This is a genomic window from Paenibacillus sp. Soil787, from assembly GCF_001429545.1.
In the GTDB taxonomy this organism is placed as follows: Bacteria; Bacillota; Bacilli; order Paenibacillales; family NBRC-103111; genus Paenibacillus_E.
The window spans coordinates 77280-89975 of sequence record NZ_LMSP01000023.1 but is presented as its reverse complement, the minus strand read 5'-3'; the positions used below and the strand labels follow the sequence as shown (position 1 = coordinate 89975).

Sequence of the window (12696 nt, the reverse complement as noted above, 5' to 3'; positions counted from 1 at the left end):
TGTGAAAAACCGGCTCTATATTGGCGGATATTTGTTAGTCGCCATATTCGTAAGCTTTTACGTAAAGCCGTATGCTGCATGGATTTGTTTGCTTGCCTCACTAGTGCTGCTAATCGCGCTGCTTAGAAAGGGTGGAAGTAAAGAATCCTTAAAAAAGGAAATGCCGCGGGATCACACGTATATAAATGTGCTTGATTCCTTATTCGAGCACAATCCGAATGCGATTGGTATTTTTGATCAAGAGGGTACATTTATTCGGATTAATTTAGCGGCAGAAACCATCCTAGGCTACTCCGTATCGGAGCTGCTCAATCAACCGTTTATCAGATTTGTTACACAAGAGCAGCTGGAGCGGACAAGCAGTCAGCTTGAACAAGTGAGAAGCGGGACTCCTGTCACCTTTGAAACAGCTGTTATACATAAAAGCGGCTACCGGGTGGATTTGAACGTGACCGCTGTTCCTGTTGATTTGCAGCCTAATTCCAAAGGAAATATTCTCATTTGTCAGGATATCACTGAGCGGAAGCGCGGTGATGAGCAAGTTCGCTATATGGCTTATTATGATGATATGACAGGGCTGCCGAACAGGCGCATGTTCAGAGATAACTTGAATGAGCGGCTAGGTATTTCCAAATCGATTGGACAAAAAGTAGCAGTCTTCTATTTGGACATCGATCGCTTCAAGCTGGTCAATGACAGCTTCGGTTATGATTATGGAAACATGCTGCTGCTGCAGCTCGCAGAGCGTTTCACGAGAGTTGTAACGGACAACGATTATTTGGCTCGTACGGAAGGCGATGAATTTGCCTTTTTCTATACGAATGTGGCCGATTCTAATGACGTAATTGCGGTTATAGCAGAGATTAATCGTGTCCTCGAAAAGCCGTTTCTTTTAGAACAATATGAACTACATATTACAGCCAGCATCGGCGTTGCGATATCCTCGGATGATGCCGACGATGCAGATTTACTTATGAAATATGCCGACATTGCATTGGCCAGGGCCAAAGAGAAGGGGCGCAACGACTTCCAGATCTTCAATACGGATATGAAGTCAGTTTCAATAAACCGACTCAAGCTGGAAAGTGAGCTTCGCAGAGCGATTGTCGGGGATGAGTTCGTCTTATACTATCAACCCCAGGTCGACATTGAGACAGGGCGTATTGTCGGTGTTGAAGCTTTGATCCGTTGGGATCATCCGGAGAAAGGCCTCATCTCCCCAAACTATTTCATTCCCTTTGCTGAGGAGTCCGGATTGATCGTACCGATCGGTGAATGGGTACTGCGCGCTGCATGTAAGCAAAATAAAGCATGGCAAAATCAAGGGTATCCGATGATGCCGATATCTGTGAATTTGTCTATGCGGCAGTTTTTTCAGCACAATCTCAAAGGTAAGATCAGACATGTTTTAGAACAAACAGGACTTGATCCGCAGTATTTGGAACTTGAAATCACCGAAAGCATGACGATGGATGTTGATCACGCCATTCAGTCCTTACTTGAGCTTAAGGAACTAGGTGTGAATGTAAGCATTGATGATTTTGGGACAGGCTACAGCTCGCTGTACTACTTAAAGAAATTTCCGATTGATAAGCTGAAGATCGATCGTTCCTTTGTTCGAGATATCATGGTGGATCCGAATGACGCGGCCATCGTAGCCACGATTATTGCGATGACGCACCATCTGAACTTGAAGGTCATTGCTGAAGGCGTAGAAACCGAAGATCAACTGCATTTCCTTCATCAGAATCGCTGTAATGAGGTGCAGGGCTTCTGGTTTAGCCCGCCCGTAAGTGCGGATGAACTAGAACAAATGCTAAGATCGGGCATCCCGAACGCTTCAGCTGGTGCGTCTGTCCATGCTAAATAAAGTAAGAGGGTATCCTTATTCTAGGATACCCTCTTACTTTATTTAGAACGCAACATAATCATCAATTTCATTCAATTTGAATAAGTAGACCTTCTTCTCATCTACATGATACACCGAAACATTTTGAGTACTGCTATCAAAGTTCAAAATACGACATGGAAGATTAAGCTTGATTCCTTGTCCTTTGATAACCGTTAAACGGATTAACGTATTATTCACTTTGAAACTTTCCAATTGCTCAATAATTTTATCTGAAGCTCCACTGTTGGTGGTGGCTTTCGCTGCAGCTGTTACAGTTGAAGGTGGGACCGCAGCCGTTTTTTTGTTTGGTTGTAATGGAGGGGTGATCTCTTTTTTCGTGTTAAGTTCAATCAACTTGCCAAGTTGAATACCTTTAATGATTTGGTAATCCTTGACTGTATCCACATTAAGAAGATGAAGAAGCTTTTCCATGGCTAGGCCATTGGTGGAATCTTCAATCAGAATTTCGACGGTAAATAAATGTCCATTCGGACTTGTGTTTGCTTTTTCTTGACTCATATAGCCTCCTTGCAGCCCAGATAATGCTCTTGCATTTACTATATCATGATATCATACCTAAATAGAAGTGACACTGCTCATATCGTATTGATGGCAATTTGAATAAGAAAAGCTATTCCAAAAGGGTAGCTTTTTTGTGTTGATTTTAATGTATAATCATGAGTTTGAAATAAGGTCCACTGTGTCCGTAAGAACCGAGAAACAGTGGTTAATCAGCAAATAAGGTCTTTGGTGTCCGTTAAACATAATTTAAACGGAAAATTTGCCACCGGATCTGGCTCTTTCCATTAAAGCACTTTTTTGATGGAAAACCTACCGCAGTAACAACCTTTTTTGTTATTTCGAAGAATATACTTCTCGGAATTAACTGGAGAATTCCAGATGATATGATCAACGTCTTAGCAACTAGTCAATTACAGGTATATGATCTTATATTATCGTTAATTACGGCCGTCTTAGCAGGAAATGGATCAAATTGCATAGGTCATAGTATAATGAGTGAAATGGGATATATCATAAAGTGTTTATTGAAAAATTAAACGAACAATACAAATAAAAAATCCATTTCAACTACAAATAAAGGCAGTGATAACAATGGAAAATGAAAACACAAAAGATATAAAAGAGTATGCAGGTAGAATTCAACGATTGGTTGATAATTTTCAAAGCAATATACATGAACATTTAGACGAGGATTACGTAAAATCAACAAAATGGTCAGATAGACTCGCAGATAATGTTGCAAGTTTTGTCGGAAGTTGGAAGTTCATTAACATTTTCATGGTGTTTTTGGCTATGTGGGTTATCTTAAACTCTCTGGCGATTACAAAGGTTATTCATTTTGATGAACCGCCTTTTATTTTGTTAAATCTTTTATTGTCTTTCCTTGCTGGATTCCAAGCTCCAATTATCATGATGAGTCAGAATAGACAGTCAGCAAGAGACAAACAAGAGGCTATTATTGATTTTGCGATTAACTACAAAGCTGAACAAGAAATTGTTGATATGCAAGGACATTTACATAGGCTTGAGGCAGATTTTGCTGAGTTTAGAAAAGATGTGAAAGAAGAACTATCTGAGATTAAAAAACTTTTACAGGGTTAATGAAAAAAATCCATTTCACGGACGCTCAATGACAACATGCTATTTACATGAATCTGGAAATTCACCTGATATTTTTCAAACCTTTCTTACACCGTACTAGCCGACCTCGCATATACTACCGTAAGACTGCGAAGAGGAGCTGTGCAGAGCATGATGCGCGTAGAACCCATTCTCCTTGAAGGACATACAGCAATAGCTATAGAAGTGAAACTGCCGAAAACAACACTGCTGGTTGTGACTACGGATAAAGGTTACATTATGTGTGGCGCTCTCGATGTTGCGCTGCTCAATGAACGCTTGAGGGATAGGAATATTGTAGCTGCACGGGCAACGGGGGTTCGGACGATTGAAGAACTTCTGGAAGCGCCGCTTGAATCGGTGACACACACCGCAGAAGATTTGGGCATTGTAGCTGGGATGACGGGAAGGGAAGCTATTTTGAAAATGATGTAAAGGTTTTTTGAATGATAAAATTAGAACGCTTGGGATCTTAGGATCTCGGCGTTTTTATTTATTTGAGCATGATGACCAACCAGCGTCCTTACCTTTGTGCATATACCTAAAAAAGTGAAAAAATAGCCATTTTCAATATATTTCTAGCGAATTTTCTCAACAAAGGCGTTGTTATTTTATTGACCAAGTGTTAAAATATGATTCGTCCATTACATAGAACGGGGGAATAATGTTGAAAAAATTAATGTTTTTTTTACTAACTGTAGTTTTAGTTGTTGCTCTAGCAGGTTGTGGTTCTAAGGGAACTGGTGGCACGAAGTACAAATTTGCTACTGATGCTGCCTATGCACCTATGGAGTATATGGATAAAGATAAGATGACAGGCTTTGATATTGATTTTCTTGCTGAAGTGATGAAGGAAGCTGGTCTTTCTTACGAGGTCACGAACACAGGCTGGGATACTATGTTAACAAGTGTGAAGCAAGGTAAAGAGTTTCAAGCAGGAATTTCCAGTGTTTCAATTACAGATGAGCGTAAACAAACTTACGATTACTCCAACCCTTACTTCGAATCTACGAACATGATTCTTGTCAAAGAAGGCAGCCCGATCAAAAGCGCAGCAGACTTGAAAGACAAGAAGGTAGCTGTTCAAATTTCTACAACGGCAGATACGCTGATGAGCAAGATTATGGGTGAGAAGAACCCATCCTTGAAACGTTTGGATAATAACACATTAGCTTTGATGGAGCTTGAGAATAACGGTGTTGACGCGGTTGTTGCTGATATTGCTATTGTTCGTGAATATGTGAAAAATAATCCGAATAAGAAATTCACTACGATTACTGACCCGAAAAACTTTGAGTCCGAGTACTACGGTATTCTGCTTCCAAAAGGCAGCGAGCTTAAAGCGAAGCTAGACCCGGCGATCAAGAAAGTTATTGAGAACGGTGCTTATGCAAAAGTGTACAAAAAATGGTTCGGTCAAGAGCCTGATACAAAGAAATTACTTGAACAAAAATAATAGGTCAACAGCATGCGTGACTTCAACCTTACGCATGCTTTTGTTCTGTAAAGGCAAAATAAGTTAAGAAAGGAAGTGTGGAATGGATTTTCGTTTTGACATCATTATTGAATATATACCTTTATTACTGAAGGGTACGCTTTGGACCATTGGCATATCCATTCTATCCATCCTTTTTGGTTCGGTTTTAGGGTTGGCAGTTGGGTTGGGTAAAATGTCTCATCGTGGCTATCTAAGATGGCCAACTAGTATTTATGTAAACTTCTTCCGCGGCACACCGCTGCTTGTTCAAATATTACTCGTCCACTTTGGAATCGTTCCATTATTCATAGGAACCACGAATGCGATCATCGCTTCTATCGTTGCTTTATCCCTGAATTCAGCAGGCTACATGGCCGAGATTTTTAGAGCTGGTATTCAATCCATCGATAAAGGCCAAACAGAAGCCGCGCATTCGCTAGGATTGACCCATTACCAAACCATGAAATCGGTTATTTTGCCTCAGGCGATTAAACGAATGATTCCTCCATTTGGGAATGAGTTTATCGTGCTGATTAAAGACTCTTCCCTATTTGCAGTTATTGCTGCACCAGAATTGATGTATTGGTCCAATGCGATGCGCAGTCAATATTTTAAAGTGTGGGAACCTTATTTGACAGCTGCTCTTATTTATTTCATTCTCACTTACTCTTTAAGCAAGTTGCTTGCTTATCTAGAAAGGAAAGTGTAGAGATATGACGGCTATGATCGAAGTTAGAAATCTTAAAAAATCATTCGGGGACAATGTCGTCCTGCGGGATATTAGTGCAGATATTCAGAACCAAGAGGTTCTTGTTGTGATAGGACCTTCCGGATCAGGGAAATCGACATTTCTGCGTTGTTTGAACCTGTTAGAACAGCCGGATAGCGGCAGTATCTTGATTGAAGGTAAATCGATTATGGATCCGATGAACAAGATCAATGAGATCCGTATGGAACTCGGTATGGTCTTCCAGCGGTTTCATTTGTTCCCGCATATGAAGGTCATTGATAATATCATGCTAGCGCCTCTTCAAGTGAGAAAATGGCCGGAAGAGAAAGCGCGTAAGAAAGCGCTGGAGCTTCTTGATAAAGTTGGGCTGGCGGATAAAGCCAATGCTCTTCCAGACTCGCTTTCTGGCGGTCAGGCACAGCGTGTGGCTATTGCAAGAGCGCTCGCTATGGAGCCGAAGATTATGCTGTTCGATGAGCCTACATCGGCTCTTGATCCTGAAATGGTCGGGGAAGTGCTTGCTGTCATGAAGCAGCTGGCCAAAGAAGGGATGACGATGGTTGTCGTCACGCATGAAATGGGCTTCGCTCGCGAGGTCGGCGACCGCGTTATGTTTATGGAACAAGGCGTTATTGTCGAAATAGGCAAGCCCGAGCAAATCTTCGAAAATGCCAAGCAGGAACGTACGAAATCATTTTTGTCTAAAGTGCTCTAGCACTATTTGAAAAGCATAGAAGTAAGTAGGGAGGATCACATGTTGATCCTCTTTTTTATTGTATTGGAAAGAAGCCAACAAGTAAGCGAGAGTTGGTGTGTCTGAGGTTTTGGGAGAAACCATGCAAATGTACATGCTTTTTTCTTTAAATAGCACATATCTCGTCAATTTCTGCAATTGTGCAGGCTTTTTCAGCCTTTTTTAAATTTCAGAATGGAAAAGCTGAAAATTCCTGCATATTGGCAGGCTTTTCCAATCTGAAATTGATTTTAGTAAAATACCTGCATTTTCGCAGTTATTGTGGCTTTGAATAATAGTTCCTCCTTTATACCCAACGTCCATTTCTCCTTATGCACAAAAGAAGGGGTTTATACGAAAGACCAAAGGCACGGCCTGAGGTTTTTCTTATTGTTTTGGAAATTATGATAGATGCCGATCTGTGAGCTTCCCAGCCGCTCCTTATACACGCAACCGGCATCACCAGATTTTAGCGGAACGTAGAAGCCCAGCGGAGGCGAGGGAACTAGTTTTTTATTTGTATCTTTTTGGCAAAAGATAGATTTATAATGAAAGTAACTATCTTATATGGAGAATAAAGTTGATTTATTCCATATCAACTACTCATTTATTTAAGCGCTTCCAAATAAGTGTACTTCTCTATTTGCGCTTGGTCATTTCGATTCCAATTTTAAAAGAGGTGCTAACTTTGAAAACGTATGAAGATCAAGTGCCCATGGTGCAAGCAATTGGCGTTACGCGTGTTTTTGGGAAAGGATCGGGAGCCGTTCACGCTTTGCGGGGAGCTCATTTATCTATTCCCAGAGGCAGATTAGTCGCTTTGCGCGGGAGATCCGGATCCGGTAAAACAACGCTGCTCAATATTTTAGGGGCACTCGACCATCCGTCGGAGGGTGCTGTTTATTTAGAAGGCATGGAGATTAGCCGTTTATCCGAGTCCAAGCGCAATGAAGTCAGACGGAAGCAGATCGGTCTTATTTTTCAATCTTTTGCCTTGGTGCCTTATATGTCGGCCTACGAGAATGTAGAGTTTGGATTGCGCATTTCGGGTATTCACCCCAATCAATACAAGAGTTTGGCAGAAGAGGCGTTAGATTTTGTTGGATTGAAGCCGAGAATGAAGCATCGTCCCTACGAACTTTCCGGCGGAGAACAACAGAGGGTTGCGATTGCCAGGGCTATTGCGCACAAGCCGAAGTTGATTTTGGCAGATGAGCCTACAGCTGAGTTAGATAGCAGAATGGGTCTCCAGGTGCTTAAACTGTTCAAAGATTTGGTGCAGGAAGGAATGACAATTATTTTGACCACGCATGATCTCGCGATTATGGAAATTGTAGATAAAGTGTATGCATTGGAGGATGGTACCATTGTCGATGAAGGTTAATAGATTCGCTTCTCAACTCGTTCTAATAACAAGTGCTGTGCTTTTACTAGCAGGGTGCTCGCTGCTCCCCAAAGAAGAGGAAGCGCTTAAACCGCCATTAGTCAAACCCGTGAAAGAAAATTTCGACCTTTATGAAGTGAAGAAAGGCACGATAACGAAGAAAGTCAGCGTTGTTGGGACGTTTAAGTCTAGTAAAACGACCAACTATTATTTTAAAGAGTCGGGGCATCGGTTAGCTGGACTGCGCGTTAAACTAGGCGATGCTGTTAAGCCGGGGGATGTGCTTGCTGAACTGGAAAAAGGCGATTTAGAAACTCTTATTGCGCTTCAAAAACTGAATTTGGAGAAAGCCCAGATTGCAAGTGTACAAATGAGGCAGGTTGACCCTGATCAAGTGCTAGCCAATCGTTTAAAGGCGATAGATGTTGAAGCCGCGCAGCTTCAATTGGCATCCCTCCAAGATCAGCTGGACAAGACGAGGCTGGCGGCCGATTCTGAGGGAGTGATAACTTACTTAACCGATGCACAGCAGGGAACTGTCGTGGATGCCTTCAGTACACTTGTAGTCCTCGCTGATCCTACAAAGCTGCAGCTATCTTATGAATCTTCAGATACTGGTTCTCTTTCCGGTATTGAAGTTGGCATGGATGTTGAAGTTAAGATTGGTTCCTCTGGAAATAAGATACAAGGCAAAGTGCTGAGAACGCCCTCAAGTGCACCAGCAACAGACAACAAAGCGCAAGCCGAAAGAAATGCTAAAACGATTATCGTTGGGGTTCCTGATGGAACTGAAGGAGCAGTTATCGGTACATCTGCAGACATAACAATCGTCGTTGAGAAAAGAGAAAATGTCATTGTCATACCGAGAACAGGTCTCCGGAGTTATCTAGGCAGGGATTACGTTCAAGTGTTGATTGGTGAAAGTCGGAAGGAAGTCGATGTTGAGAAAGGGCTTGTAACACCGACAGAAGTGGAAATCCGAACCGGACTAAAGGAAGGTCAGAATGTTATTTTAAATAACTAGCATTCTTTGGGAGGAAAGCAATGGCTTTATTTCTGATGATTCTCCGTAAAATGGTCAAAAACCGCTGGTTAGAGCTGAGTTTATTGGCAGGGCTAATTATTTCGGTCGCACTTGCTAGCTCAATGCCCATTTATACTCACGCCATTTTACAGCGCATGCTGATCAAAGATTTGGAAGTTCTACAAACCAACACGCAGCAATATCCTGGGCATGCCTTTAATTCTGCCTACTTAATGGGAGAAAGTGGTGATCAATTATTAGTCGAAGCGGATGCTATTATGGCAAAGCAAAGCCAACAGTTTGGTTTGCCGATTCTCCTATCCACGGTATCGCGCAGCTCATTAAATTTCGAGCTTACACCTAGCGATCCAAGTAAAGTTGACCCCAAAGTGAACCGTTCAGCTGAATTGACTGCGATGTCGGAGTTGGAAAAGCATATTCGCATTGTTGACGGTGTTATGCCTTCTACGGAACCTGTGGATGGCGTATACGAAGCGTGGGTATTCCCTGAGCTGCTGACGCAATTAAAAATCGTACTTGGCACTGAATTAACGATAGTTGACAAAGATTTGAAACAAAATATTCGAATAAAGCCGGTTGCTGTTATCGATCGTTCAGATTATGCCGATCTTTATTGGACGAATAATATGAGCGACTTGCGTACAAAATTTTTCATTCCCTTTGCCTTATTTGAGAAAGATTTTACGAAAAACAAAATTTTTCCCAACTCATTTTCTTATTGGGATTACATACTGGATTATCATCAATTGAAGGTGGAAGGGCTTGAAGCCTACATCAGCACACATGAAAGGATAACCAGCTATTTGAGCAATCATTTCAACACGTATACGGTCAAAAATCCAGCGATTACCACCTTGAAAATGTACGGTGAGAAAGAGAAAAAGCTCAGAATTATGCTGTGGTCGCTTAATGTGCCCGTTAGTATTTTACTAGCCTTCTATTTATTCATGGTCGCCAATTTGATTACAGAACGACAGAAAACAGAGATTGCCGTACTGCGCAGCAGAGGAGCAAGCCGGACTCAGATTTTGCTAGGTTATGTGCTGGAAGGTATTTTATTAGGGGGAGTTGCACTTCTCATTGGACCTCTAATTGGCCTTCAATTGACGAAAATATTGGGTGCTTCGAATGGATTTCTTACGTTTGTCCAGCGAGCATCAATGGAAGTCAAGTTGAATAAAGAAGTCTATCAATACGCATTAATTGCCGTATCCGCATCGGTGTGTATGACTCTTATTCCCGCTGTGCTCGCCACTCGCGCTACAATTGTTAGCCATAAACAAACCATGGCAAGGAAGAACAAGCTCTCTTTTGTGCATAAAATGTTTCTCGATGTTGTCTTATTGGCAGTTTCTATCTATTTACTACAAAGCTTTAATCGTCGGATGAATGATCTGGTAGCCTTAGGTCTGGACTCAATGGACATGAAAGTAGATCCGCTTCTTTTCGTAGTTCCAGCATTATTCATATTCGCCATGGGCTTGTTCCTACTGCGGATATATCCGTGGGTCATTCAACTATTCTATCTCATCGGCCGAAAATGGTGGCCTCCTTATTTGTATTCAACACTGCTCCAAGTTGGCAGATCAACCACACAATATCAATTTATTATGCTGTTTATCATCATGACACTTGCGACAGGGTTATTTAGTGCCAGTGCAGCAAGGACGATGAACAAAAATATTGAAGAGAAGATCCGTTATAAGAATGGGGCGGATATTGTTCTGCAAACCAAATGGGACAATGATGCACCGCCACCACAGTCAGGGCCGTCTGGCTTTCCGGGGGATGCAAGTTCCAATGCTAGTCAACCCGTTGTTAAGAAGCGTGTCCAATATACGGAGCCTCCGTTCTTGCCATTCACACAGCTGGCAGGTGTAGAATCAGCGGCTAGGGTGTTTTATAAGAAAGATGCCTATTTCGCGCTTGGCAAAGAAACGAAAAAAACAGCGTTCATGGGCATTGATACCGATGAATTTGGCCGAACGGCCTGGCTCCGCGATCATTTGCTCGATCATCACTTTTATGAGTATTTAAACCTATTGGCCGGCGATTCCAAGGCCGTGCTGATTTCCAAGTCGATTGCCGAGGAAACTGGAGCCAAAGTGGGCGATGTGGTGCATTTAGGATGGAATGATGTTGAGGGAGCAACTTGTGTTGTGTATGGGATTATTGATTATTGGCCGAGCTGGAACCCCAATCCGATCTTAACCGCAGGAACCAAAACAGGGAGCAGCTCTGATTCAACGAAGCAAAGTAAAGTGGATGCTCCGAAATTAGTTATTGGGCATCTCTCCTTCATTCAAAATAATATGGCTGTTGAGCCGTATGATGTTTGGCTAAAGCTGAAACCGGATATGACCAGTCAAGCTTTGTATGAGGAGCTAGAGCTTAAACATATACCGCTCTCAAGTTTAACAGATACGAAGCAAATGTTGGTTCTCTCCAAGAATGATCCTTTCCAACTGGCTGTGAATGGCGTTATGACGCTTGGCTTTCTGATTGCTATTGGCATAAGCTTTATTGGGTTTCTCCTGTATTGGGTGCTTTCATTGTCCGGACGGATCTTACAATTCGGTGTGCTTCGGGCGATGGGTATTTCTTTTGCGCAACTGATCGGAATGCTTGTTGCTGAGCAACTATTAACTTCTGGCGCAGCGGTTCTAATTGGCATGATTACGGGGAATACGGCTAGCCGATTATTTGTTCCTTTATTCCAATTAACTTTCGATTCTTCCAGTCAAGTGCCGCCTTTTCAAGTGAGCTTTGATCCGAATGATCAACTGCATTTGTACGTCATTGTCACTGTGATGATAGGGATGGGTCTACTACTGCTCGGCACGATGCTGTCCAGAATTAAGATTCATCAAGCCGTTAAGCTTGGGGAGGATTAAGGATGATTCACTGTGAAAATTTAGTTAAAATTTATAAAGCGGCTGACATTGAAGTTGTCGCTTTGCAAGGGCTTGATCTCCATATTGAGGAGGGGGAGCTGATGGCGATTATCGGCAACAGTGGCAGTGGCAAATCAACGCTGCTGAATATGCTGGGAGGGTTAGATCGACCTTCGGCAGGTAACCTCCAAGTAGATGGGAAGGATTTGTTGAAATTTAAGGAATCGGATCTGGTGAAGTATAAAAGGGAAACCGTTGGCTTCGTCTGGCAAAATAATGCACGCAACCTGATTCCCTATTTGACAGCTTTGGAAAATGTAGAGCTGCCTATCCTGCTGCAGGGACGACGCAAGCGCCACCTGGCACTAGATTTATTGGAAGCTGTAGGTTTGAGCCACCGAAGAAAAAATAAGCTAAATGAGCTTTCTGGCGGGGAACAGCAGCGGGTGGCAATAGCGATTGCGCTCGCTAATCAGCCGAGACTTTTGCTTGCTGACGAGCCGACAGGGTCTGTCGACACGAAGATGGCGAATCAAATTCTCGATCTGTTCCGTGAGCTGAACCGCAGCTTCGGTTTAACCGTTGTAATCGTCACACACGATCCGCTTCTAGCTAAGAAAGTAGACCGCGTCGTTGCCATTCGTGACGGCAAAACCTCCTCAGAGATCCTGCGTCGTAAATCGTATCAAGAGGAATTGCTTGAGCTTGAGCAAGGTATCATAGCTGCTGAAGGTGATTCACATGTCGAATACGCAGTCGTTGACAAAGCAGGAAGACTGCAAATTCCTGCTAACTTCCTCGAATCGATTGGCGCTTCAAGTACGAATAAAGTTCGCGTTGCGATGGAAGATGGACGAATTGTTCTTCTTCCGCCAGAGCAATCTTGAAAAGGGCGTTCTCG

Annotated in this window: 11 protein-coding genes; 10 read left to right on the top strand and 1 reads right to left on the bottom strand. The window is 42.6% G+C overall.

Going from position 1 to position 12696, the window contains the following annotated elements; translation table 11 throughout:
* Position 1 precedes the first annotated feature (1 nt).
* Positions 2-1870: a putative bifunctional diguanylate cyclase/phosphodiesterase gene (locus ASG93_RS19970; protein ID WP_056834530.1), complete on the top strand. Its 1869-nt coding sequence runs from the start codon at positions 2-4 to the stop codon at positions 1868-1870.
* A 42-nt stretch (positions 1871-1912) separates the two neighbouring features.
* Here ASG93_RS19970 and ASG93_RS19965 read toward each other — a convergent pair whose 3' ends face one another.
* Complete coding sequence (locus tag ASG93_RS19965; RefSeq protein ID WP_056834528.1) at positions 1913-2410, bottom strand: hypothetical protein; 498 nt, start codon at positions 2408-2410, stop codon at positions 1913-1915.
* Between the two features lie 594 nt (positions 2411-3004).
* On the opposite strand from ASG93_RS19965, the gene ASG93_RS19960 reads away from it, so the two are divergent.
* From ASG93_RS19960 to ASG93_RS19920, 9 genes are all read left to right on the top strand, one after another.
* Positions 3005-3514, top strand: a complete 510-nt coding sequence (locus tag ASG93_RS19960) for a DUF1003 domain-containing protein (protein ID WP_056834526.1) — start codon at positions 3005-3007, stop codon at positions 3512-3514.
* 150 nt (positions 3515-3664) lie between these two features.
* On the top strand, positions 3665-3967 hold the full coding sequence (locus ASG93_RS19955; protein WP_029194411.1) for a YunC family protein: 303 nt from the start codon (positions 3665-3667) through the stop codon (positions 3965-3967).
* Between the two features lie 229 nt (positions 3968-4196).
* On the top strand, positions 4197-4988 hold the full coding sequence (locus ASG93_RS19950) for a basic amino acid ABC transporter substrate-binding protein (protein WP_056834525.1): 792 nt from the start codon (positions 4197-4199) through the stop codon (positions 4986-4988).
* A gap of 82 nt (positions 4989-5070) precedes the next feature.
* On the top strand, positions 5071-5718 hold the full coding sequence (locus ASG93_RS19945; protein WP_029194409.1) for an amino acid ABC transporter permease: 648 nt from the start codon (positions 5071-5073) through the stop codon (positions 5716-5718).
* Positions 5719-5731: 13 nt separating this feature from the next.
* The gene (locus ASG93_RS19940; RefSeq protein ID WP_056835110.1) at positions 5732-6454 is read left to right on the top strand and encodes an amino acid ABC transporter ATP-binding protein; all 723 of its coding nucleotides are present in this window, start codon (positions 5732-5734) and stop codon (positions 6452-6454) included.
* Between the two features lie 733 nt (positions 6455-7187).
* On the top strand, positions 7188-7856 hold the full coding sequence (locus ASG93_RS19935; RefSeq protein ID WP_056835108.1) for an ABC transporter ATP-binding protein: 669 nt from the start codon (positions 7188-7190) through the stop codon (positions 7854-7856).
* The gene (locus ASG93_RS19930; protein WP_063891925.1) at positions 7846-8880 is read left to right on the top strand and encodes an efflux RND transporter periplasmic adaptor subunit; all 1035 of its coding nucleotides are present in this window, start codon (positions 7846-7848) and stop codon (positions 8878-8880) included. The genes ASG93_RS19935 and ASG93_RS19930 overlap by 11 nt, the downstream gene beginning before the upstream one ends.
* A gap of 20 nt (positions 8881-8900) precedes the next feature.
* Positions 8901-11795 (top strand): ABC transporter permease, encoded by a 2895-nt coding sequence (locus ASG93_RS19925; protein WP_056834522.1) that lies wholly within the window; start codon positions 8901-8903, stop codon positions 11793-11795.
* 2 nt (positions 11796-11797) lie between these two features.
* Positions 11798-12682 (top strand): ABC transporter ATP-binding protein, encoded by an 885-nt coding sequence (locus tag ASG93_RS19920; RefSeq protein WP_056834520.1) that lies wholly within the window; start codon positions 11798-11800, stop codon positions 12680-12682.
* The last annotated feature ends 14 nt before the right edge of the window (positions 12683-12696 follow it).